We start from the raw sequence: 22,975 nt of genomic DNA on the forward strand, positions 1-22,975 counted from the left end.
AATTCTGTCGAAGGGCGCTGTTTCAAGCCGCCCTGGCGGACGCATGCGCCGGCTCGGCCTGTTCGTTCTCCTGCGTATCTTCACGGGTGCCGGCGCTCACCCGGGCCGGGTTGTTCGGATGCGTCGTCCAGTTCGCGTATTCGCCGCTGTCCACGCGTTCCATCGTGATGCACTGTTCGACCGGGCACACGTGCATGCACAGATTGCAACCGACACACTCGGAGTCCATCACTTCAAAATGACGGACGCCATCTTTTTCTTTCATGATCGCCTGATGGGCCGTGTCCTCGCACGCGATATGGCACAGGCCGCACTGAATACACTTATCCTGGTCGATGCGCGCCTTGATATCGTATTTGAGGTTCAGGTATTGCCAGTCGGTGACGTTCGGCACGGCGCGACCGCGAATGTCGTCGAGCGTCGCGTAGCCTTTCTCGTCCATCCAGTTCGACAGACCGTCCGTCAGGTCGGAGACGATACGAAAGCCATAGTGCATCGCGGCCGTGCACACCTGTACGCTGCCCGCGCCGAGCACCATGAATTCCGCTGCATCGCGCCACGATGAAATGCCGCCAATGCCCGAGATCGGCAGATTTGGCGTTTCCACATCACGCGCGATTTCGGCGACCATGTTGAGCGCGATCGGCTTCACCGCCGGGCCGCAGTAGCCGCCATGCGTGCCTTTACCGTCCACCATCGGCAACGGCGACATTGCGTCGAGATCCACGGCGACGATCGAGTTGATCGTGTTGATCAACGACACGCCGTCCGCGCCGCCCTTGTAAGCCGCGCGCGAGCCGAGCCGGATGTCGCTGATATTCGGCGTGAGTTTCACGAGACACGGCAGCTTCGTGCCTTCCTTCACCCAGCGCGTCACCATCTCCACATACTCGGGCACCTGGCCGACCGCCGCGCCCATGCCGCGCTCGCTCATGCCGTGGGGGCAGCCGAAATTCAGTTCGACCGCGTCCGCGCCGGTATCTTCGACGAGCGGCAGGATCCATTTCCAGTCCGCCTCGTTACACGGCACCATCAGCGAGACGATCATTGCGCGCTCGGGCCAATCGCGTTTGACCTGGCTAATTTCCTTCAGATTGACGTCGAGCGGCCGGTCGGTAATCAACTCGATATTGTTCAGGCCTGCGATGCGTTGGCCGTTCCATTGCACCGCGCCGTAGCGCGAACTCACGTTGACCACATGCGGGTCGAGTCCAAGCGTCTTCCACACTACGCCGCCCCAGCCGGCTTCGAACGCGCGGTTCACGTTGTAGGCTTTGTCGGTCGGCGGCGCGGACGCGAGCCAGAAAGGGTTCGGCGACGTAATGCCGGCAATCGTACAGCGCAGATCGGCCATGTTCGGCTCCTAGGGGACTTGCCTGTTTTTATCCAGAGGTGTGCTGCGTGCTCTTCGTGCCGCTACGCGGCCTTGACGGCAGTGCGGGCAAACTGCGCGTCGATCGCGGCAGCCGCCACCTTGCCGTCTTGCACCGCCTGCACAGTCAGGTCGATGCCGCCCGTCGCCGCGCAATCGCCACCCGCATACACGCCGGCAAGCGATGTCGAGCCATCGGCTTCCACTGCAATGCGGCCGCCGTCCAACGTCAACAATTCGCGCCCGAGACCGACCGGCACGAGCGTCTGGCCGATCGCTTTCAGCACCATGTCCGCGTCGATAACAAAACGCTCCTGCTCGCCCTCGCTCGACGTACGGTCGAATTCGATTCCCGTGACCACGCCGTTGTCGCCGAGCAGCCGCATGGGCGTCGCATGGGTGACGAGTGTGACGCCGCACGTCCGCGCGAAGTCGCGCTCGGCCCAGGTCGCGCTCATTGATTCGACGCCGCGCCGGTAGACCATCGTCACCGACGTGGCGCCGAGCTTGCGGCTCTGCACGGCGGCATCCACGGCAGTGTTGCCGCCGCCGATCACGACGACGCGTCGCCCGACCGGCACCATGCCGAGGTCGCGCGCGCTGCGCACCTGCTCGATGAAGTCCACTGCGTTCATTACGCCTTGCAGGTCTTCGCCCTCCATTGCGAGCGCTCGCACACCGGCCAGTCCAATCGCGAGGAATACTGCATCGTGCTCCTTGCGCAGCGCGTCGAGTTCGATATCACGCCCAAGCGTTACGCCATGCCGGATGTCGATGCCGCCCACCGAGCACAGCCACTCGACCTCCCGCTGCGCGAAATCGTCGACGGTCTTGTAGGCGGCGATACCGTATTCATTGAGGCCGCCGGCCTTCTCATGCGCGTCGTAAATCGTCACGCGATGCCCGGCCAACGCCAGCCGGTGCGCGCATGCGAGCCCCGCCGGCCCTGCACCGACCACCGCCACGTGTCGGCCGGTCAGCGCGGCGCGTTTGAATAACACTTCGCCGCGCGCCATCGCCCAATCCGTGGCGTGTCTCTGCAGCGCGCCGATCGCAACCGGTTCGGCATCCTGATGATTGCGCACGCACGCGCCTTCGCACAGGATTTCCGTGGGGCACACACGCGCACACATGCCGCCCATCGGATTCGCCGACAGAATGTCGAGCGCGGCGCCCTTCAGATTGCCGTTGCCGATCTTGCGGATGAAACTGGGAATGTCGATCCGCGTCGGACATGCGTTCACGCATGGCGCGTCGTAGCAGTAATGACAACGGCTCGCGGCCGCGGCGGCAGCGCTCGCGTCGAGCAACGGCGCAATGTCGGAAAACTCGCACGACAGCTGCTCGGGCGACAGGCGCTGCGCGGCAATGTCGCCGGTTTGCTTGAGGGCCATACACCTTCCTTCTTCGATGTGAGGACTTAGCCGTACGTACCGGTCGCATGAGCGCACCATGACGGCGTGTTTTATCGGCACTTCGTTACGATGAAACTACGGCATCATGAAACCGGCTCACATGCCCGCTCCAGCATCGCATGCAGCAGGACGTTGGCACCGGCTTCGATCCATTCGAACGTAGCGTCCTCGATCTCGTTATGACTGATTCCGTCGACACATGGCACGAACACCATCGAGGTCGGCGCCACCTGCGACAGATAACATGCGTCATGTCCCGCGCCGGACACCATGTTGCGATGCGGATAGCCGAAGCGCTCGGCGGCCGCGCGCACGGACTTCACACAGGCTTCGTCGAACGCGACCGGTGCGTAGTAGAAAATCTGTTCGAGTTGAGTGTCGAGTCCGATGGCATTGGCGATTTCCGCGACTCCTTCACGCAATGCGGCGTCCATCTTCGCCAGCACGGCATCGTCGGGATGACGGAAATCGACGGTCAGGAATACGCGGCCCGGAATCACGTTGCGGGAGTTCGGGTAGACCTGCAGCATGCCGACGGTTGCACAGCCGAACGGCGCGTTATCCAGGCCAATGCGATTCACCAGATCGACCACGCGGGCCGCGCCGAGCAGCGCGTCGCGACGCCGTGGCATGGGCGTGGGCCCCGCGTGGGCCTCCTGCCCCGTCAGCGTGATTTCGTACCAGCGCTGCCCTTGCGCATCCGTGACGACGCCGATGGTCTTATCTTCGGCCTCGAGAATGGGCCCCTGCTCGATATGCAATTCGAACGCGGCGTGCAACGGCCGGCCACCGCACGGCAAATCGCCCGCATAACCAATCCGCCTAAGTTCTTCGCCGATGGTCTTGCCGTCCACGTCCTTGCGCGACAGTCCGTAGTCCAGAGTAAATACGCCGGCGAACACACCTGAGGCAACCATGGCCGGTGCGAAGCGCGAGCCCTCTTCGTTCGTCCAGATCACGACTTCTACCGGATGCTCGGTCTCGATCCCGTGATCATTCAGGCTACGGATCACTTCGAGGCCGCCGAGCACGCCATAAATGCCGTCGAAGCGGCCGCCCGTCGGCTGCGAATCCGCGTGCGAGCCGGTCATCACCGGAAGTGCATCCGGGTTGCGCCCCTCACGGCGCATGAAGACATTGCCCATCTGGTCGACACTGACCGAACAGCCCGCTTCTTTCGCCCAGCTCACGATCAGATCGCGCCCTTCCTTGTCGAGGTCGGTGAGCGCGAGGCGGCATACGCCACCTCTTGGCGTCGCGCCGATCTTCGCCATTGTCATCAGGCTTTCCCATAACCGCTTGCCGTTGACCTTGATCGACGTGTCGGGCTCGGTGTGCTTCAGCGCTTCGGATACCGCGTTCATTCGTCTCGCTCCTTTCGGTGAACCGACATGAAACTCGTGCAACTGGTGCATTCACGGCGGCTTTTGGGGCGTGCCCGCACGACTGCGGTGCACATTTGACGCCTTCGGCAGCCACTTATACAGAGGGCAAACCCCAGGCCGTCGCCCGCTTTCCCAATCCTGTCCAGTTGGACAGGTTGTAGCCGATTAAACCCGCTAAATCAATGCGTTTCGTACGGGGACATTCAGAGCGAGAAGCGTGCCATTGCGCCGCACCACGATCGGTTTTCAGAAAACGATGGTCCGTGTGGCCGCGGTGGCAAACGGCTAGAATGAGGCGCGACGCGGCACCTATGCCGCCGAAGGCAAACATGAGAGACGAGGACGTGGCGGCCAGCCTGCAGGAAAACGACGCAGCACGCGCCCCTTTGCGGCGGCGCAAGGCGCACATTCGCGAGTCGAACGAAGCGCATCTGCTGGCGTGCGCCGAAGCCGTTTTTGCGGAACGCGGACTCGACGGCGCCAGCACCGCGATGATCGCGGAACGCGCGGGCTTGCCGAAAGCCAATGTGCACTACTACTTTCCGACCAAGCTCGCGTTATACCGGCGCGTGCTGGAGGATCTGTTCGAAGACTGGCACCGCGCGGCGGACACGTTCGAATGCAGCGACGACCCGGTCGAGGCAATTGGCGGCTACGTGCGGGCAAAGATGGAGTTATCGCGCCGTCGGCCGCTTGGGTCGAAGGTGTGGGCAAGCGAGATCATTCACGGCGCAGAGCATATGGACGACATACTCACGCAACGTGTCAAGCCCTGGCTCGACAGTCGCGTAAAAGTGATCGACGACTGGATTGCGCGCGGGCTGCTCGCGCCTGTCGATGCGCAGACCCTGATGTATCTTATCTGGGCGACTACCCAGCATTACGCCGATTTCGACGCGCAGATTCGCGCGCTCAAAGGCAAGCGCGCGCTCACGCAGAAGGCTTTCGATGTGACGACCGAGGAAGTGGTGCAGTTGGTGATCCGGGCGTGCGGGGCGGTGTCGCCCCGCGTCGCCCTATCTCAATCGCTCAATAAGTCTCCAGATGCAACCTCCCCTCCCGCTTGAGCTTCGCCCACAGTACGTCCCAATCGAGCTGATGCCGCTCGCCGATCTCCTTCAGCGCCTGTAGCACACCATCTTCCATGCCCTTCAGACCGCACACGTAGATATGAGTGTTGTCGTCCTTCAGCATTTGCGCGACATCCACGGCCCGCTCGCGCATGGCGTCCTGCACGTAGCGTTTGGGCTGCCCCTGCGTGCGTGAAAACGCCAGAGTGGTATCGATGAAATCTTTCGGCAGATTGGTCAGTGGACCGAAATACGGCAACTCTTCTTTCGTGCGCGCGCCGAAAAACAGCATCAATTTACCGGTTGCGCCTTTCAGCCGACGCCGCCTGCGGTATTCCGTCATTGCGCGCATGGGCGCCGAGCCTGTGCCCGTGCAGATCATCAGCAAGTGCGAGTTCGGATGGTTCGGCATCAGGAACGTGCCGCCGAATGGACCGATCACATTGACGGTATCGCCCTTTTTCAGATCGCACAGATAGTTCGAACAGACGCCGTCGATCGAATCGCCGTGCTGCTGCGAGACACGCTTGACGGTCAGCGACACGTTGTTATACCCCGGCCGTTCGCCATCACGCGGACTTGCAATCGAATACTGGCGTGCGTGATGAGCCCGGCCGTCCGTCGTCGCGCCCGGCGGCAGAATGCCGATCGACTGACCCTCCAGCACCGGAAACGGCATCGATCCGAAATCCAGCACGATGTGATGAATGTCGCTGTCGGTCGAATCGTCGGTGAGCCGGTAATTGCCTACGACCGTGGCCGTGGTCGGCGACTTGTGCGTGTAGAGATTCACGTAAGGTTTGGCGGCAGACCAGGGCGGCACCACCGAACCACGCACCGTGTCCACGTCGACACCGCTCGCATCGTCGGGCGCGTCCGCCAATGCGCCCGCACCGCTTTCTTCCGCCACGGGAACGGCCATCGTGTTCTGTTCGGGCAGCACGTCCCACGTGAGCTGCTCGTCCACCGGATACGCATCCGCTTTCAGCACGGTACGCCAGTTGTCGATCGCGCCGGTCGGGCACGGCGGCACGCACGCCATGCAGCCGTTGCAAACCTCCGCCTTCACCACGTAATTGTTTTCGTCGTGTGTGATCGCATCGATCGGGCAAGTCTCTTCGCACGTGTTACAGCGAATGCAGATTTCCGGATCGATCAGATGCTGCCTGAGCACGTCGATCGATACTGGGCCGTTCATGACTTCCTCCACCGTGTATTGCAGCGCATGCGCGCCATGCGCGGTGCGTGCGCGCTGTGGGTGATCAATTGAAGCGCACGTAGTCAAAATTCACCGGCTGCCGGTTCACGCCCATCGCGGGCGGCGCAATCCAGTTGGCGAACTTGCCCGGCTCCGTGACGCAACCCATCAGCGACGCGACGAACGCGCGATCTTCCGCTGACGCGAGCCACTTTCCCTCGTTCGCGGCCCATTCGGTTTCGCTGATCACACGGCCATCCGGCGAAACCCGCGTACCCGCGAACGTGCCGATCTGCCGGTTGAACGCCTTGTGCGGCACCGTCATACGAAAATCGATGCCGGCTTTTTCCAGCACCTTGTTCCAGCGGCCGACACCCGCCACCGAATCCTTGATGTAATCGTCGCGCAGCACTTCATTCATTGCGTTGAGCATCGGCACTTCGCGTTCCACCAGTTTGCCGTCCTGCACGTCGAGCAGCCTGTAGCTCTGCCCATTCAGTTGATGATCGTCGTCGCGCTTGTTTTCCTCGTAGCGACCTTTCAGTCCGGAACTATAGAAAGTCGCCGCGTTGGACGAATGATCGGCGCCGAACAGGTCGATCGTGACCGAGTAGTGAAAGTTCAGGTATCGCTGGATGGTCGGCAGATCGATCACCCCGGCTGCGCGAATCTTCGCGACGTCGTCCGTGCCGAGTTCATTCATCACCTGTGCCGTGCGCTGAATGACGCGCGACACACCCGATTCGCCGACGAACATATGATGGGCTTCCTCGGTCAGCATGAACTTCGTGGTGCGCGCAAGCGGATCGAAGCCCGACTCGGCGAGCGCCGATAACTGGAATTTGCCGTCGCGATCCGTGAAGTACGTGAACATGTAAAACGCGAGCCAGTCCGGCGTTTTTTCGTTGAATGCGCCGAGAATGCGCGGATTGTCGTCATCGCCCGAACGACGACCCAGCAATGCTTCGGCTTCCTCACGACCGTCACGGCCAAAGTAACGATGCAACAGATAGACCATTGCCCACAGGTGCCGCCCTTCCTCGACGTTCACCTGGAAAAGATTACGCAGGTCATACATGGAAGGCGCGGTCAATCCGAGGTGGCGCTGCTGCTCGACGGAAGCCGGCTCCGTATCGCCTTGCGTGACGATGATCCGGCGCAGATTCGCGCGATGCTCGCCCGGCACGTCCTGCCACGCGGCTTCGCCCTTGTGTTCGCCAAAGTGAATCTTGCGGTCCTGCTCGCCCGGTGTCAGAAAAATGCCCCAGCGGTAGTCCGGCATCTTCACGTGATCGAAATGCGCCCAGCCGCCCGCGTCCACACTGACGGCCGTGCGCAGGTATACATCGTAGCCGTGCGAGCCTTCCGGGCCCATATCGCCCCACCATGACAGGAAGTTCGGCTGCCACTGTTCGAGCGCGCGTTGCAGTGCGCGGTCGTCGGCGAGGTTGACGTTGTTCGGAATCTTTTCGCTGTAGTTGATCGTGGACATGGTCGGTTTCCTGTTCGGGAAGCTGCAGTGCTGGAGAAGGAGAGGCACGTGTTCGGGCAGTCGGTTCAGCGCTGTTTCGCGAGGCGCGGTACAGCAATCAGACGCGCGAGACGTCGAACTGCGCCTTGCTGCCTTTGCCGTAGACCTTGAGCGCGCCTTTCTCGCCCACTGCGTTAGGCCGGTTGAAGATCCAGTTCTGCCACGCGGTCAAACGGCCAAAAATGCGCGTTTCCATTGTTTCGGGACCGTTGAAGCGCAGATTCGCTTCGAGGCCGGTGAGCGCATCCGGCGACATGGCCGCGCGCTCTTCGAGTGCGATACGGATTTCATCGGTCCAGTCGATGTCGTCGGGCGACGCGGTGACGAGGCCCAGACGTTCGGCCTCGACGGGCTTCACGGGCTGGCCGATCTTCGAGCGCACGGCGTCGAGCGGCTCGCTTTCGTCGTAAAAGCGCCGCGCGAGCCGCGACTGGTGCGTAACCATTGGATAGAGACCAAAGTTGACCTCCGACAGCGTAATAGCCGGCTCCTCGTCCTCGTTGCCCGGCAGCGCCGCCATGTACGTGCGATCCGCTGCGAAGGCCAGTTCGGCGAAAGTGCCCGCGAAGCATGAGGCCGGCTCGATCAGCGTGAACAGCGATCGCGACGACACGTCGATGCGCGCGAGCGTCCGGCGCAACATCCCGATGGTTTCGCGCACGAACCAGTGGTCTTTGTGCTGCATCAAGGTTGCGTCGACGGCGAGCAGATTGCGTGCATCCCCTTCGGTCCTGAAGACCCACGTGCCGACTTCCAGTTCGTTGGTGCGCAGCGAGAGGATCGCGTCGTCCAGTTCGCGAGCGAACCGCAGCGGCCACCAGCTCGCGCCGGCAGCGACGATCGCGTCGATCTCCGTGGGCTCTCCGCTTTGCGGCGCCTTCGCCGTGAACGTGGCAATGCGTTTGTCACGATCGATCGTGACGTCGAGCGTTCCATATGTCAGCCCGTCCTCGCGATCCGTGCGCTCGATACGTGTAAGCGCAATGCCCTGCGCGTCGGCCGGACGATCGCTCTGTTGTGCAAGTTCGAGCGCGCGCGCCTGGATTGCCTGATCGAACTGGTTGGGCTTGACGACTTCATCGACAAGACGCCAGGCTTTCGCGCGTTCGCCGCGCACGCCTTCCACGACGGTGCAGAAAATGTCGGCGCGGTCGTGGCGCACCTTGCGCTTGTCCGTCACGCGCGTCAGGCCGCCGGTGCCCGGCAGCACGCCAAGCAGCGGTACTTCCGGCAATGATACGGAGGACGAACGATCGTCCACCAGATAGATTTCGTCGCACGCCAGCGCGAGTTCGTAGCCGCCGCCCGCGCAAGCGCCGTTCACCGCGGCGAGAAACTTCAGACCTGAATGGCGCGACGAATCTTCGAGGCCGTTGCGCGTTTCATTCGTGAATTTGCAGAAGTTGACCTTCCACGCATGCGACGACAAACCCAGCATGAAAATGTTGGCGCCCGAGCAGAACACGCGATCCTTCAGGCTCGTCAGCACGACTGTTCTGACTTCGGGATGCTCGAAGCGGATTCGCTGAATGGCGTCGTGCAGCTCGATGTCGACGCCGAGGTCGTACGAATTCAGTTTGAGCTTGTAGCCGTCGCGAATGCCGGCATCTTCCGCGATATCGATGCCAAGCGTCGCGACCGGTCCGTTGAACGTGAGTTTCCAGTGCCGGTACTGCGACGGATCGGTGCGGTAATCGACGGCCGCGAGCGCGGTTTCTGCTGTGGACATGGGGCGTCTCCTGACTGGACGATACAAACTTTGTCTTTTTGAACAATAGTGCATCGTCCAACCCATGTAAAGCACTTTAGTGCATATAGCAGAGTAAACCCTGAACTGTACTACCTGTCACTCAGGGCGCACCTCATCCGGTGACTCTGCGGCCAGCCGGGCGGCCAAACGGTCGCGCAGTTGCAGGTAAGCGTCGGCGAGCGTCTTTTCGCTCGTGTCAAAGGTGATGTCGGCGCGGCCGTACAGTTCGCTGCGCCCTGCCAGGATGCGCTTCAGGTCGTCCATCGCCTCCTTGTTGCCGGACATTGGCCGCAGGTCGCCCTGCGCAACCACGCGGCGCATATGTTCCTCGGGCGTGGCCTGCAGCCATACCGTGAAGCAATGCGAAAGCAACAGGTTGAACGTGCCCGATTCGGACACCAGTCCGCCCGGCGACGCGATCACGGCGCGCTGGTGCTCGTTGATCACCGCCTCCAGCGCGCGGTGCTCGTAGCGCCGGTAAGCGCTCGCTCCGTAAAGCGAATGGATTTCCGACGGAGGGCACCCGGCCATCTGTTCGATTACGCGCGTCAGCTCGACAAAGGGCACCTTGCGCTCCTGCGCAAGCATCCGGCCAAGCGTGGATTTTCCGGCGCCACGAAGTCCGATCAGCGCGATCCGGTCCTTACGATGCGGGTCGCGCGGCGCTTGCGCGAACATGTCGGCGAGCGCCATCCGCGCTCGCTGCAACGCCGCCTGATCACGGCCCTGCAGCAGTTCCCGAATCAACAGCCACTCAGCCGATGCCGTGGTTTCGTCGCCGATCACCTCCGCGAGCGGACAGTTCAGCGTGGCCGCAATCTGCCGCAAGACCAGCACCGACGCATTACCGACACCCGACTCCAGATTGGCCAGGTGTCGCTCGGACAACCCGGTCTCGGTTGCCAGCGTCTTGCGCGTCATGCCGCGGCGCGCGCGCAGAAGCCGCACGCGCTCGCCCATCGCCGTCAGAAAAGGATTGCGCTCTTCGCGTTCGGCGCCCCGCTCGGACCGCTCGGCGCGCGATGGGTCTTCATCGGCTGGAGCCATCAGCGGCGAAGGAGTGTCATTCTGGTTCATGTTTTACTACCTCTAGACAGCTACGTATGTACTATAGTGCTTGACACGCACCAGGTGAACGGTTAATTTTCGCCCAACACCTGATGCAATAACAAACGCTGTCTGAAGAATATCTGGTGCACCCGCAGCGTAACGCAGACAGCGCGGGAGACCGCGCGACGTTTCACGGCATTGATCGAGGCGCGTGCCCTATGCCAACCCGGAGGCTCACATGTCCCCACATGACTTCCAGCGCCTGATCTCGGGCGTCACCGAGCAGATCGCCGGCCGGCCACTCGACGCGCACCTCGCAACGTGGCTCAACCAGACTTATCCGGCCGGTGGCGCCGCGTTCCGCGATCTTGCCGACGTCTGCCGCACCGGCGTGGCCGATGGCTGGTTATGCACGCGTGAAGGCGGCGGCATCCGCTATGGCCGCATCTTCAAGGCGTTGCCCGACACTCACGGCTTTTCCGTCGACGTGGTCGATATGAACAATATTGCCGGTCCGCATCACGCGCATCCGCATGGAGAGATCGATCTGATCATGCCGTTGACCGAAGGCGCGACGTTCGACGGCCACCCGGCTGGCTGGTGTGTGTATGGACCCGGCTCCGCGCATCGTCCGACCGTGGCGAATGGACAGGCGCTCGTCCTCTATCTGCTGCCGCAAGGCGCAATCGAATTCACTCCCGCTTGAGCACCAACATGACCGAACTGCTGAAAAACTACGTGGGCGGGCAATGGATCGCCGGTTCCGGGGACGGCGTGACGCTGACCGATCCCATCACGGGCGACGCGCTCGTGCGGGTCTCCAACCAGGGCATCGATCTCGCGCAAGCCTTCAAGTTCGCGCGCGAGCGCGGCGGCAGCGCACTGCGCGCGCTGACCTACGCGCAACGTGCCGCGCTGCTTGGCGACGTCGTCAAACTGCTGCAGTCAAAGCGCGACGACTATTTCGCCATCGCCACCGCCAACTCGGGCACCACGCACAACGATTCCGCCGTGGATATCGACGGCGGGATCTTCACGCTGTCTTACTATGCGAAGCTCGGCGCGTCGCTCGGCGACGTGCACGCGCTGCGCGACGGCAACGCGGTTTCGCTCAGCAAGGATCAGTCGTTCAACATGCAACACGTGCTGACACCCACGCGCGGCGTCGCACTTTTCATCAACGCGTTCAACTTTCCGTCGTGGGGACTGTGGGAGAAAGCGGCGCCCGCGCTGCTCTCCGGCGTGCCCGTCATCGTGAAGCCTGCCACGGTGACAGCGTGGCTCACGCAACGCATGGTGGCCGACGTGGTCGATGCGGGCATTCTGCCGCAAGGCGCACTCAACATCCTGTGCGGCGGCTCGGCTGGCCTGCTCGATCAGGTACAGGCGTTCGATGTCGTGTCGTTCACCGGTTCGGCGGAAACGGCCGCCACGCTACGCGCACATCCGGCCTTCGTTGAACGCGGCGCGCGGCTGAACGTCGAAGCGGACAGTCTGAACAGCGCGATTCTTTGCGCCGACGCCATGCCGCAGACACCCGCGTTCGATCTGTTCATCAAGGAAGTGGTGCGCGAAATGACCGTGAAGTCCGGTCAGAAATGCACGGCGATACGCCGCGCATTCGTGCCGGAAGCCGCCCTCGAAGCCGTGCTGGACGCGCTCAAGACGAGGCTTGCGGCGATCACCGTGGGCAATCCGCGCAACGACGCGGTCCGCATGGGTTCACTCGTGAGCCGCGAGCACTATGAGAACGTGCTCGCTGGTATTGCCGCGTTGCGCGAAGAAGCCGTGCTCGCTTACGATGGCCCGGCATCAGCGCTGGTCGATGCGGCCGCAAGTCCAGACGCCGGTAGGGGCGCCTGTGTGGCCCCGCATCTATTCGTCGTCCACGATCCCGACAATGCAACCGTGTTCCACGACGTCGAAGTATTCGGCCCTGTCGCCACGGTCGCGCCTTATCGCGTCACTGATAAGGAGACCGGATTACCTGAAGCGCACGCCGTCGAACTCGCGCGACGCGGCCCGGGTTCGCTCGTCGCGTCGATCTATTCGAACGACGACGCCCATCTAGGCCGGCTCGCGCTCGAACTCGCCGATTCGCATGGACGTGTGCATGCGGTCTCGCCTTCGGTCCAGCAGAGCCAAACGGGCCACGGCAACGTGATGCCGATGTCGCTGCATGGCGGCCCCGGCCGCGCAGGCGGCGGCGAAGAACTCGGCGGGCTGCGGGCACTTGGCTTTTATCACCGGCGCGCAGCGATTCAGGCGCCCGCCGAACCCATCGCAGTACTCACGCAAGTGACCCAGCTACCCAGCGTGTGATGGGCGCACACACGCCAGGGACCACCACGTACACGAGCTTGCCCCACGCGGATCACGAGCGCAAAACAGCCGGACCGCCCCCATCGATTGGAGGAGACATATGGAAGCCCTGCTGGAAACGGCCGCGACCCAGACCGCCGTCGCGGTCGAGCCGCCGCCCGCGCTATTCAATTTCGCGGCCTATCTGTTCAGGCTGAATGAGTCGCGTGGCGCGAAAACTGCCTATATCGACGACACGGGCACCACCACCTATGCCGCCCTCGAAGAGCGCGCGCGACGCTTTGCGACGGCGTTGCGCACACTCGGCGTGCATGCAGAAGAGCGGGTGCTGCTCGTGATGCTCGATAGCGTGGAGTTGCCCGTCGCCTTTCTCGGCGCGCTGTATGCGGGTGTCGTGCCGGTGGTCGCCAACACACTGCTCACGCCGGCCGACTACGTGTACATGCTCACGCATAGCCACGCGCGCGCGGTGATCGCGTCCGGTCCGCTCGTGGCGAATGTCACGCAGGCATTGAACACCGCGGAACACGACGGTTGCCAGTTGATCGTCTCCCAGCCGCGTGACGGCCGGTGGGACGGCCAGCCGGACGGCGAGCCGCGCCACGCACCGCTGATGGGCGATCTGATCGATGCAGCGACGCCTGCCGCCAGAGCGTGTTCCACCGGCTGCGACGACATCGCCTTCTGGCTGTATTCGTCAGGATCGACCGGCAAACCGAAGGGCACGGTCCACACGCACGCCAATCTGTACTGGACCGCCGAGTTATACGCAAAGCCGATACTCGGCATTGTCGAAAGCGACGTGGTGTTCTCCGCGGCCAAGCTGTTCTTTGCCTATGGGCTAGGCAACGGCCTGACGTTTCCCCTGTCGGCCGGCGCAACCGCGGTGCTGATGGCCGAACGCCCGACCGCCGACGCTATTTTCACGCGCCTTGTCCAGCATCGCCCCACCGTTTTCTACGGCGTGCCGACGCTCTATGCAAGCATGCTCGTGTCGCCGAATCTGCCCGCACGCGCCGACGTGGCGATGCGTGTCTGCACGTCGGCCGGAGAGGCATTGCCGCGCGAAATCGGCGAGCGCTTCGCCGCGCATTTCGGTTGCGACATTCTCGACGGTATCGGTTCGACCGAAATGCTGCACATCTTCCTGTCGAATCGCGCGGGCGCAGTCGAATACGGCACCACGGGCCGCCCGGTGCCCGGATACGAGGTGGAGCTTCGCGACGAGACGGGTCGTCCGGTGCCGGATGGCGAAGTGGGCGATCTGTTCATCAAGGGCCCGAGTGCCGCGCTCATGTACTGGAGCAATCGCGAGAAGTCGCGCGCCACGTTTCTGGGCGAATGGATTCGTAGCGGCGACAAATACCAACGGCTGCCGAATGGCTGTTACGTCTACGCCGGTCGCAGCGACGACATGCTGAAAGTCAGCGGACAATACGTGTCGCCGGTCGAAGTGGAAATGGTGCTCGTGCAACATCACGCGGTGCTCGAAGCGGCAGTGGTCGGCGTCGATCATGGCGGCCTCGTCAAAACGCGCGCATTTGTCGTGCTGAAGCAGGCATTCGCCGCGTCTGAGATACTCGCGGACGAGTTGAAGGCGTTCGTCAAGGAACGGCTTGCGCCGCACAAGTATCCGCGCGATATCGTGTTCGTCGACGATCTGCCGAAAACCGCGACCGGAAAAATCCAACGCTTCAAATTGCGCGAACTGACCTAGGGTAATCCATGCAGAAACACGTTGACACCGCCGCTCGCGATTCTGTCGCGAGTGCATTCGCTGAATTGCCGCCCACGTCATCGCACGGCCCGCTGCGGATCGAATACTGCTGGGTGAACGAGACTGCGGCGCGTGCGCCATTCGCTGTATTTCTGCACGAAGGGCTCGGATCTGTTTCAATGTGGCGCGACTGGCCGCAAAGCCTCTGCGAGCGTCTGGGCATGCGCGGGCTTGTCTATTCGCGGCCGGGGTATGGACGCTCGACGCCGCGCGCACCTCATGTGAAATGGCCAGTCGACTTCATGACCGCGCAAGCGCGCGACATTCTGCCGGCGCTGCTCGACGCACTCGACATCAGCGCGCACGAACGTCAGCAGATGTGGGTGATCGGCCACAGCGACGGTGGCTCGATCGCACTGCTTTACGCGGCGTTGCTTCCCGATGCACTTGCCGGCGCCGTGGTCATTGCGCCGCATGTTTTCGTCGAAGACCTTTCGGTGCAGAGCATCGCGCAGGCCAAACAACTGTTCGAGGAAACGGATCTACGCAGCAAACTCGGACGCCACCACGCCGACGTGGATTCCGCGTTCTACGGCTGGAACGATATCTGGCTGAATCCGGACTTCAGGCAGTGGTCGATCGAGAACGAGCTGGCGTCGATCCGCAAGCCGCTGCTCGCCCTCCAGGCTCATGACGACCATTACGGCACGATGGCGCAGGTCGACACGATCGCCAGACGCGTGCCGCAAGCCCGCGTCGTCAAGCTCGACGGCGGCGGGCACTCTCCGCATCGCGATGCGCCTGATGCATTGAACGACGCCATCATCCGCTTTATCCCCAGCGAAAGCTGACGAAGCCCGCCATCGCAACATGGCACCGGGCAACGCGCGCCGTTGCTCCGCTGCGCCCCTGCAGCACTGCCTGCCTATCAGCGCATTTCGGGCGCCGATCGTTCAATTCCCCACTTTTCACAAAATCCACAAATCTGCAAATCTTCACAAAACTTACACAGGTCAGCGACTAATCTTGCGCATCGCTCACCTGGGCACCTCCCTGCCCGGACGCATATTCCCATGCCGGAGACACTGCCATGTCCGTTATGCCGTATGCACTCGGCCCCCTGCATCGCAAACGCAGGGTTGGCCCGGTCGTAAGCCTGACGCTCTGCGCGCTGCTCGCCGCATGCAGTCACGACGATAAAGCGCCGGACACGAGTGCAGTGGGTTCGGCCCAGCGCAGTGACGACAACCCCGCAACAAACAGCAACACCGCCGTCGTGCTGACCGCGAACCCTTGGGCACCGGAGCCCACGTCCTCGCCGGCCGCACTCGCCAATCAAAGCCCGGCATTGCCCGCTCCGGGCACCGACACGGCAATGTCTGCCGCCGCCTCGGCGCCCCTCGCACCGCCTGTCATCCACACCGTGGATTGAGTTTCGCGCCCCCGCGACGCGTGATCCAGTCTCGCGCGCCGTGTGCCTCGTTCCTCCACCGAAGATTGAAAGCCATCACCATGACATCGAAAAATCGCCGTGATTTTCTGCGCTCCGCCGCGCATGCAGCCGGTTCCGCCACCGCGTTGAGCATGTTGCCGCTGGGCATCCGCAACGCACTCGCCATCCCCGCGAATAACAGGACCGGGACGATCCGCGACGTCGAACACATCGTTGTACTGATGCAGGAAAACCGTTCATTCGACCACTATTTCGGCACGCTGAAAGGCGTGCGCGGGTTTGGCGACACGCGCGCGATCAACCTGCCGAACGGCAAGCCGGTCTGGCATCAGCCGCTCGCCGCCGGTGTCGGCGAAGTGTTGCCGTTCCATCCGGGCGCGCCGAACCTCGGTCTGCAGTTTCTCCAGGATCTCGCGCACGACTGGAACAGCACCCATGCGGCCTGGAATGGCGGACGCTATGACCAGTGGGTGCCGCAAAAAGGCACCACGACGATGGCTTACCTCACACGCGACGACATTCCGTTTCACTACCAGCTCGCCGACGCGTTCACGATTTGCGATGCGTACCACTGCTCGCTGATGGGCCCGACGGACCCGAACCGCTACTACATGTGGAGCGGCTGGGTAGGCAACGACGGCTGCGGCGGCGGCCCGGTGATCGACAACTCGGAACTCGGCTACGGCTGGTCCACGTATCCGGAAGTGCTGCAAAACGCGGGCGTTACGTGGAAGATCTATCAGGACATGGGCACCGGTCTCGATGCCAATGGGTCGTGGGGCTGGACCTCGAACCCGTACATCGGCAATTACGGTGACAACTCGCTGCTTTACTTCAACCAGTATCGCAATGCGCAACCGGGCAATCCGCTGTATGACAATGCGCGCACCGGCACGAACGCGGCAAAGGGTGACGGCTACTTCGACATTCTGAAACGCGACGTGCAGAACAACGCGCTGCCGCAAGTGTCGTGGATCGTCGCGCCGGAAGCGTATTCGGAGCATCCGAACTGGCCGGCCAATTACGGCGCGTGGTACATCGACCAGGTGTTGCAGATCCTCACGTCCAATCCGGAGGTATGGAGCAAGACGGTACTGCTGATCAACTACGACGAGAACGACGGCTTCTTCGACCATATGTCGCCGCCCTTCGCGGCTGCATCGAGTACGAACGGTCTTTCGACGGTGCCCGTCACGAACGAAATCTATCCAGGCAGTTCGAGCAACGCGGCCGGACCCTACGGGCTCGGTCCGCGCGTGCCGATGCTCGTCGTCTCGCCGTGGTCGAAAGGCGGTTATGTGTGCTCGGAACTGTTTGACCATACGTCGGTGATCCGCTTCATCGAAAAGCGTTTTGGACACGATCACAATCTCGGCGAATCGAACATTACGCCGTGGCGTCGCGCGGTATGCGGCGATCTGATGTCGGCGTTCAACTTCAGCAATCCGAACGCCAGCATGCCGGCGTTACCGGGCACGAGCGGCTATGTACCGCCGGATCAGAACCGTCATCCCGACTACGTGCCGGTGCCGCCGCTGGTGCAAGCGGTGCCGAAGCAGGAACCCGGCGTGCGCCCCGCCCGCGCGCTGCCGTATGAAATGTTCGTGCGCGCGAGCACCGAAGGCTCGTCGAACAAGCTGACCTTGCGCTTCATCAACACCGGACGCAAGGGCGTGGTGTTTCTCGTCTACGCCGCCAACAGCCTGAATGCACCGCTCAGCTATACGGTAGAAGCCGGCAAGCGTTTGCAGGATCAGTTGCCGCTGAATCCGGACGGTAGCTACGATTTCACGGTCTACGGTCCGAACGGGTTCTTGCGCCGTTTCGCGGGCAAAGCCGTCACGCGGAACTGGTGGAGCGGCTCGGACGTCGCGCGTCCGGACATTGCCGAAGGCTACGACGTATCGAACGGCAACCTCCAGTTGCGGCTTGAAAACACCGGAAGCGCGCGTTGCCAGTTCACGATCGTCAATGCGTATGACGCGAACCATGTCATCACGCACTCGGTGCGTGGCGGCGATACGGAGCAGATTTACCTCGATCTGCGCAGCGTGCACGGCTGGTACGACCTGGCCGTTACCGTCGATACGGACCCGCTGTTTGCACGCCGTCTTGCAGGCCACGTCGAAACCGGCAACGCAAGCATGAGTGATCCGGCGCTCGGCGGCTAAGCCTGCCTTCGCCGATCCTCGACGCTGTCTGTCCGCCTCGGCAACAGAACGGCTGCTGTGAACCGCAGTGCGGTCCAGCGGCCGTTTTTTCAGCGTGATTCGCGTTTGCCGATCAGCGATCTAGGCGGCCACGGCAGCGCTCATCGCATTGCGCTCGCGGGCCTTCGCATGAAGGCTCTGCACGATATGCTCGGCATCGCGCGCAACGCCGGAGAAGCGACCCGATCCCCACGTGTGCAGCCACGGCAGGCCGACGAAGTACAGGCCGTCGATCGGTGTGACGCCGCGCACGTGCGCCGGATAGCCGCGTCCGTTGAAGACGGGCAGATCGAGCCAGCTAAAGTCCGGCGTGAAGCCAATACACCAGACAATCGCCGCAATGCCGCTCGCAGCGAGTTCGAGCGTGGTGCGCTCTTCGGCCGGACGCCAAACCGGTTCGTATGCGACACCGGGCGGCGCATCGATGGCGTGCTTCTCGATGAAGAGGTCGATGCTCGCGTTGATGCGGTTATACGTATCGTCGGCTGCGTCGAGATTCGCGCCCAACGTGGGTGCGAAATGGAACTGGCCATCGCGCAGATCTTCGAGCTTGCCGAACAGTTCCATGCCCTCGGCCGCGAACTTTCGCAGATCGATATCGCGGCCGCCGTCGCGACCCGTGACGTAGTGATTGGTGTTATCACGCACCCCTTCGCGCAACGGATGTTTTTCCACCGGCATGTCGTAGTACTGCATGTCCGCGAGCCAGTCCACGACATCACGCCCACGATAAAAGCGCGCACAGCGCGGCGCCTCGCCGACTGCGAGCACCACTTTGCGTCCTGCCAGATGCAGGTCTTCCGCGATCTGCGCGCCGGACTGACCCGTGCCGACCACCATCACCGCGCCTTGCGGCAATGACTGCGGATTGCGATAAGCGGACGACTGGATCTGCACGATGCTGGCCGACAGGCGCTCCGCAAAACGCGGAACGATCGGCGTGTGATAGCCGCCTGAGGCGACCACGATCTGGTCGGCCGTGAACTCGCCCTGCGTCGTCGACACTGCATAGGCCCCATCGTCGCGGCGCTTTACGCGCCTGACTTCCGCATGTTCGATTACAGGCGCATTCACATGGCTGATGAAGCCGTCCAGGTACGCGATGATCTCGTCCTTCTTCATGAAGCCATGCGGATCGTCGCCGCGATACGGGTAGCCCGGCAGCGCGCACTGCCAGTTCGGCGTGACGAGACAGAATGTGTCCCAGCGCTGCTCGCGCCACGTATGCGTGAGGGTCTTCTTTTCCACGACGAGATGATCGATGCCGGCCTGTTTCAGGTAATAACTGACCGACAGACCCGCCTGGCCGCCGCCGACCACGATCACGCTGTAGTGGCTTCTGCTGGTGACCGGATGTGCTGGATTCGACATGATGCGTCCTCTGAAAAAATAACGCCTAGCTGAATTCAATGACCTTGACCGTCGCCTCCGGCCGATCGCCAAAGCGTTGCGCGTCGCGTTCGATCTGCGCGAGCTGGTCCAGCGCCGCCGAACAGGCAAAGCCGTACTTCGCGCGAACGCGTTCGGATGCGATGCCCAACGCCTGCCGTGAACGCTCGACGAAATCGTCGAGCGGATAAGCCTCACCCGGCGTGAAAAAATCGCCGATCACGAGCGACGGCGAGTAGCAGATAGCCTCCTCGCCATCGGGCCACTGAATGCGAAAGTGCATGACAGGCATGACAAAACCTCGTTCGATGAAACTGTTGAGCGCAAGCGGCCGGGCGCTTTATTTCGCCAGAGCCGCGTGGTACGCCTGATACGCCTGATACGCCTGCACATGACGCTGCGCGCTCGCCGTCCAGCTGTAGCGGGCCAGCAAGTCGGGCACGGCATGATTGAAGTCGATGGCGTTGGCCCCGTTCGCCGGTCTTATCGCGTTCAGCAGCGCAGTCGCAATGGACACCACATCGACAGGATCGGCCCAGATGCAGGTGTGCTCATCGAGATACTCGGTGAATGGAGCAATCTTCGACGCCACGACCGGCGTGCCGCTCGCGAGGGCTTCGAGCACCACGAGACCGAACCCTTCACGCAGCGACACCATTGAAAGCACGTTCGCGCGCCGAAACAGTGCAGGCATCAGGGCATCGTCGAGCGGGCCAGTCACGACTACGCTTTGTCGTGGACCGATTGAGAGACCGAGAGTCGACGCACGTTGCAACAAGGTCCGTGAATACGCGTCGTGATCGAGAAGACTCGCGCCGCCTGCAATGACCAGTTGCGCGTCGGGCACGCGGCGTCTCACGAGCGCAAATGCTTCGAGCAGCGCCAGCGTGTTCTTGCGCGCCTCGATGCCGCCGACAGCCAGCACAACGGGCCCCTCGCCAATCCTGCAGCGCTGTGAAAGCAGCGAATCGTGCTGGTCCTTGCGCGCGGAGAACCGCTCCCGATTGACGCCGTTGGCGACCGTCACCGCGTTTATGCCATGCGTGTCGCGCATTTCGCGCGTCCACATGTCGCTCACGCATAACACCTGATCCGCGTCTTCGTAAGCACGCCGTTGCCACGCTGCGAGACGCGGATTGTCGAAGTGATCGAGGTGATGCACCGTGCGCAGGAAGCCGCGTATCAGGCCTTCGGCCTTCAATTCGGCCAGTGCGTTGCCACTGATGCTGTCCTGCGCGTGCAGAACATCGAACGACGACGCGTGATGCTTTAGCGCCCTCCTCAATGCGTCGAGCCGTGCTTCCACCATCGCGACCGTGTCGCCTTGCGGCAAGACGATGCGCGCGTACACCACGCGGCATGGCGGCTGCCGGAATAGCACTTCGCTGGCTGTGGCCGGTACGAACACCGTGACATCGTGGCCGAGCGACGTTAGTGCGCTCGCCAGTTCAAGCGTGTGCACGACGCCGCCGCGCGGATTGACCGAATGAGTGAGCAATCCGATCCGAAGGGCCTTCATCACGCACTGCCCTGCGCGGCAATGAACGGCTCACGCCGAAAGTCCCACAGCAACGCGACGTCGTCCCGTTGCTGGAGCACCACCTGGCGCGTCGCGTCGACCGTGCCGATCACCGCGCAGTCCAGCGAGCGCGCGGCGAATCGCGCCTGCACGGCAGCGACATGCTCGTCACGCACGCTCAGCAGATAGCCATAGCTCGGAAACGCCGTCAGCCACCGCTCAAAAGCAATGCCCGCCGGCCGAGGAATACGATCGAGGTCGATGCGTGCGCCCGCGTTCGAACATTCGAGCAACATCAGCGCGGTGCCGAGCGTGCCCGCCATGCTGATATCCTTCGCCGCATCGCACAGTCCGCTTTCCGCGAGTTGCGGCAACAGGTCGAGATCGTCGCGCAAACGCTGCGACGGCGCGCCCACCGAAGCATTCCAGAACGGATAAGGCTCGGCGAACTGCCCGCGCAGATCGACCGCCATCAGCACACTATCGCCCGGCTTCGCATTGAAACTCGTCAGCAATGCTTTTGCCCGTCCCACGATCGACACCGCCAGTTGCGATGCATCGCTGCGGGTGTTCGTATGGCCGCCGACAATCGGCACGCCATACGCGACAGAAGCTGCCGCCATACCTGCCAGCACTTCTTCGGCCGCGCCGCTACCGGGACTCCACAACGCATCGACGACGGCAAGCGGGCGGCCGCCCATTGCGTAGATATCGCTGACGTTGACCATCACGCTGCTATAGCCTGCGAACCACGGCATCGCAGTCACGAAGTCACTGACCATGCCTTCGATCGCGAACAGCAGATAGCCGTCGCCGTCGGCCAGTGCGGCGCAATCGTCGCCCAGCGCAACCGCTTGCGCGAGATCGCGCGCGCCGCCGGGCAGCCGGCGCGCGAGCGAGCCGACCACGCCGGCGATATCGGTTTTGTGACGAAAGCCCCGGCTTTCCCGCAACGCGGCCACGAGATCGGCGACACTCATGCCGCGCTCCGCTCAGGCGTCCGTTCCCGCGCTTCGAGACGGGCCGGCGAATGCGTGACGAAACCGCCATAGGGCGTCGTACACGGCGGATAAGCAGCCAATTGCGCCTGCATCAGATGATGCGGGCGGCCAAGCAGCGTTTCCTCGGCCAGCACGTCCCAGTGCATCGCACGAAAGAGCGGCACGTTCTGACTTTGCACATGAGCGAGAAAGGTCTCGCACCCGAGCGCATGCGCACTGCTCACCGCGAGGCGAATCAGCGTCGCGCCGATCTTGCCGTAGCGCCTGAACGCCGCATGCACCGCGAGCCGCGAGCCGAACCAGACGTTGCCCGCGTTATCGTCGCGATGAATTCGCACCGTGCCGACCACCTGCTCCGGCATCCCGGCCACGCAACTGAGCGCGACCAGCTGCTGCGCGTGCCTGTCGACGTCGTCACGGTCGTCGCCGATAAAAATGCCCTGCTCGATACAGAACACTGCGCGCCGCAGCTTGTGAGCCTGTTCGGCTTCCCATTCGAGCGTGGTCCACTTGATACGGAATTCGCTCGGCGCATAGGGCGTGAAAACCACCTCGCCGTCGAGCGCCGCGCCCGCAATCGCTTCGCCGAACAT

At 62.7% G+C, this 22,975-nt stretch carries 19 protein-coding genes; 7 read left to right on the top strand and 12 right to left on the bottom strand.

The window, feature by feature from the left end; translation table 11 throughout:
- Window positions 1-22: 22 nt before the first annotated feature.
- From preA to AAGS40_RS09470, 3 genes are all read right to left on the bottom strand, one after another.
- On the bottom strand, window positions 23-1,354 hold the full coding sequence (preA, locus tag AAGS40_RS09460; protein ID WP_345811017.1) for an NAD-dependent dihydropyrimidine dehydrogenase subunit PreA: 1,332 nt from the start codon (window positions 1,352-1,354) through the stop codon (window positions 23-25).
- Between the two features lie 62 nt (window positions 1,355-1,416).
- A complete protein-coding gene (locus AAGS40_RS09465) occupies window positions 1,417-2,766 on the bottom strand; it encodes an NAD(P)-dependent oxidoreductase (RefSeq protein ID WP_345811018.1) in 1,350 nt (449 codons plus the stop codon).
- 104 nt (window positions 2,767-2,870) lie between these two features.
- Window positions 2,871-4,151 carry a Zn-dependent hydrolase gene (locus AAGS40_RS09470; protein ID WP_345811019.1) on the bottom strand — a complete coding sequence of 427 codons (1,281 nt, stop codon included), beginning with the start codon at window positions 4,149-4,151 and terminating at the stop codon, window positions 2,871-2,873.
- A 350-nt stretch (window positions 4,152-4,501) separates the two neighbouring features.
- Between AAGS40_RS09470 and AAGS40_RS09475 the strand changes: the two genes are divergently transcribed.
- Entirely contained in the window at window positions 4,502-5,239 is a 738-nt protein-coding gene (locus AAGS40_RS09475) for a TetR/AcrR family transcriptional regulator (protein ID WP_345811020.1), read from the top strand.
- Here AAGS40_RS09475 and boxA read toward each other — a convergent pair.
- The 4 genes from boxA to AAGS40_RS09495 form a co-directional block, all read right to left on the bottom strand.
- Window positions 5,202-6,440, bottom strand: coding sequence for a benzoyl-CoA 2,3-epoxidase subunit BoxA (gene boxA / locus AAGS40_RS09480; protein ID WP_345811021.1), 1,239 nt, complete (start codon window positions 6,438-6,440; stop codon window positions 5,202-5,204). The two genes, AAGS40_RS09475 and boxA, sit on opposite strands and share 38 nt — an antisense overlap.
- A gap of 64 nt (window positions 6,441-6,504) precedes the next feature.
- Window positions 6,505-7,932: a benzoyl-CoA 2,3-epoxidase subunit BoxB gene (gene boxB / locus AAGS40_RS09485; RefSeq protein ID WP_345811022.1), complete on the bottom strand. Its 1,428-nt coding sequence runs from the start codon at window positions 7,930-7,932 to the stop codon at window positions 6,505-6,507.
- A 97-nt stretch (window positions 7,933-8,029) separates the two neighbouring features.
- Window positions 8,030-9,700 carry a 2,3-epoxybenzoyl-CoA dihydrolase gene (gene boxC / locus AAGS40_RS09490; protein WP_345811023.1) on the bottom strand — a complete coding sequence of 557 codons (1,671 nt, stop codon included), beginning with the start codon at window positions 9,698-9,700 and terminating at the stop codon, window positions 8,030-8,032.
- A gap of 117 nt (window positions 9,701-9,817) precedes the next feature.
- Window positions 9,818-10,798: a helix-turn-helix transcriptional regulator gene (locus tag AAGS40_RS09495; protein WP_345811024.1), complete on the bottom strand. Its 981-nt coding sequence runs from the start codon at window positions 10,796-10,798 to the stop codon at window positions 9,818-9,820.
- A gap of 211 nt (window positions 10,799-11,009) precedes the next feature.
- Between AAGS40_RS09495 and AAGS40_RS09500 the strand changes: the two genes are divergently transcribed.
- The 6 genes from AAGS40_RS09500 to AAGS40_RS09525 all read left to right on the top strand — a co-directional run bounded on the left by AAGS40_RS09500 (window position 11,010) and on the right by AAGS40_RS09525 (window position 18,434).
- Window positions 11,010-11,477 (top strand): DUF4863 family protein, encoded by a 468-nt coding sequence (locus AAGS40_RS09500; protein WP_345811025.1) that lies wholly within the window; start codon window positions 11,010-11,012, stop codon window positions 11,475-11,477.
- A gap of 8 nt (window positions 11,478-11,485) precedes the next feature.
- Window positions 11,486-13,093, top strand: a complete 1,608-nt coding sequence (locus tag AAGS40_RS09505) for a 3,4-dehydroadipyl-CoA semialdehyde dehydrogenase (protein WP_345811026.1) — start codon at window positions 11,486-11,488, stop codon at window positions 13,091-13,093.
- Between the two features lie 100 nt (window positions 13,094-13,193).
- Window positions 13,194-14,810, top strand: coding sequence for a benzoate-CoA ligase family protein (locus tag AAGS40_RS09510; protein ID WP_345811027.1), 1,617 nt, complete (start codon window positions 13,194-13,196; stop codon window positions 14,808-14,810).
- A gap of 8 nt (window positions 14,811-14,818) precedes the next feature.
- Window positions 14,819-15,661, top strand: a complete 843-nt coding sequence (locus AAGS40_RS09515; RefSeq protein ID WP_345811028.1) for an alpha/beta hydrolase — start codon at window positions 14,819-14,821, stop codon at window positions 15,659-15,661.
- 239 nt (window positions 15,662-15,900) lie between these two features.
- Entirely contained in the window at window positions 15,901-16,242 is a 342-nt protein-coding gene (locus tag AAGS40_RS09520; RefSeq protein ID WP_345811029.1) for a hypothetical protein, read from the top strand.
- 80 nt (window positions 16,243-16,322) lie between these two features.
- On the top strand, window positions 16,323-18,434 hold the full coding sequence (locus tag AAGS40_RS09525; protein WP_345811030.1) for a phospholipase C, phosphocholine-specific: 2,112 nt from the start codon (window positions 16,323-16,325) through the stop codon (window positions 18,432-18,434).
- Window positions 18,435-18,554: 120 nt separating this feature from the next.
- Here AAGS40_RS09525 and AAGS40_RS09530 read toward each other — a convergent pair whose 3' ends face one another.
- Genes AAGS40_RS09530 through AAGS40_RS09550 form a run of 5 tightly spaced genes read right to left on the bottom strand, consistent with a single transcriptional unit; the run spans window position 18,555 to window position 22,975 of the window.
- Window positions 18,555-19,844, bottom strand: coding sequence for an MSMEG_0569 family flavin-dependent oxidoreductase (locus tag AAGS40_RS09530; RefSeq protein WP_345811031.1), 1,290 nt, complete (start codon window positions 19,842-19,844; stop codon window positions 18,555-18,557).
- Window positions 19,845-19,869: 25 nt separating this feature from the next.
- Window positions 19,870-20,154: an MSMEG_0570 family nitrogen starvation response protein gene (locus tag AAGS40_RS09535; protein WP_345811032.1), complete on the bottom strand. Its 285-nt coding sequence runs from the start codon at window positions 20,152-20,154 to the stop codon at window positions 19,870-19,872.
- Window positions 20,155-20,202: 48 nt separating this feature from the next.
- Window positions 20,203-21,381, bottom strand: coding sequence for an MSMEG_0565 family glycosyltransferase (locus tag AAGS40_RS09540; RefSeq protein WP_345814344.1), 1,179 nt, complete (start codon window positions 21,379-21,381; stop codon window positions 20,203-20,205).
- Entirely contained in the window at window positions 21,381-22,361 is a 981-nt protein-coding gene (locus AAGS40_RS09545; RefSeq protein WP_345811033.1) for a sll0787 family AIR synthase-like protein, read from the bottom strand. Before AAGS40_RS09545 ends, AAGS40_RS09540 begins: the two co-directional genes overlap by 1 nt.
- Entirely contained in the window at window positions 22,358-22,975 is a 618-nt protein-coding gene (locus AAGS40_RS09550) for an MSMEG_0567/Sll0786 family nitrogen starvation N-acetyltransferase (RefSeq protein WP_345811034.1), read from the bottom strand. Before AAGS40_RS09550 ends, AAGS40_RS09545 begins: the two co-directional genes overlap by 4 nt.

Origin of the sequence: Paraburkholderia sp. PREW-6R, from assembly GCF_039621805.1 — a bacterium.
In the GTDB taxonomy this organism is placed as follows: Bacteria; Pseudomonadota; Gammaproteobacteria; order Burkholderiales; family Burkholderiaceae; genus Paraburkholderia.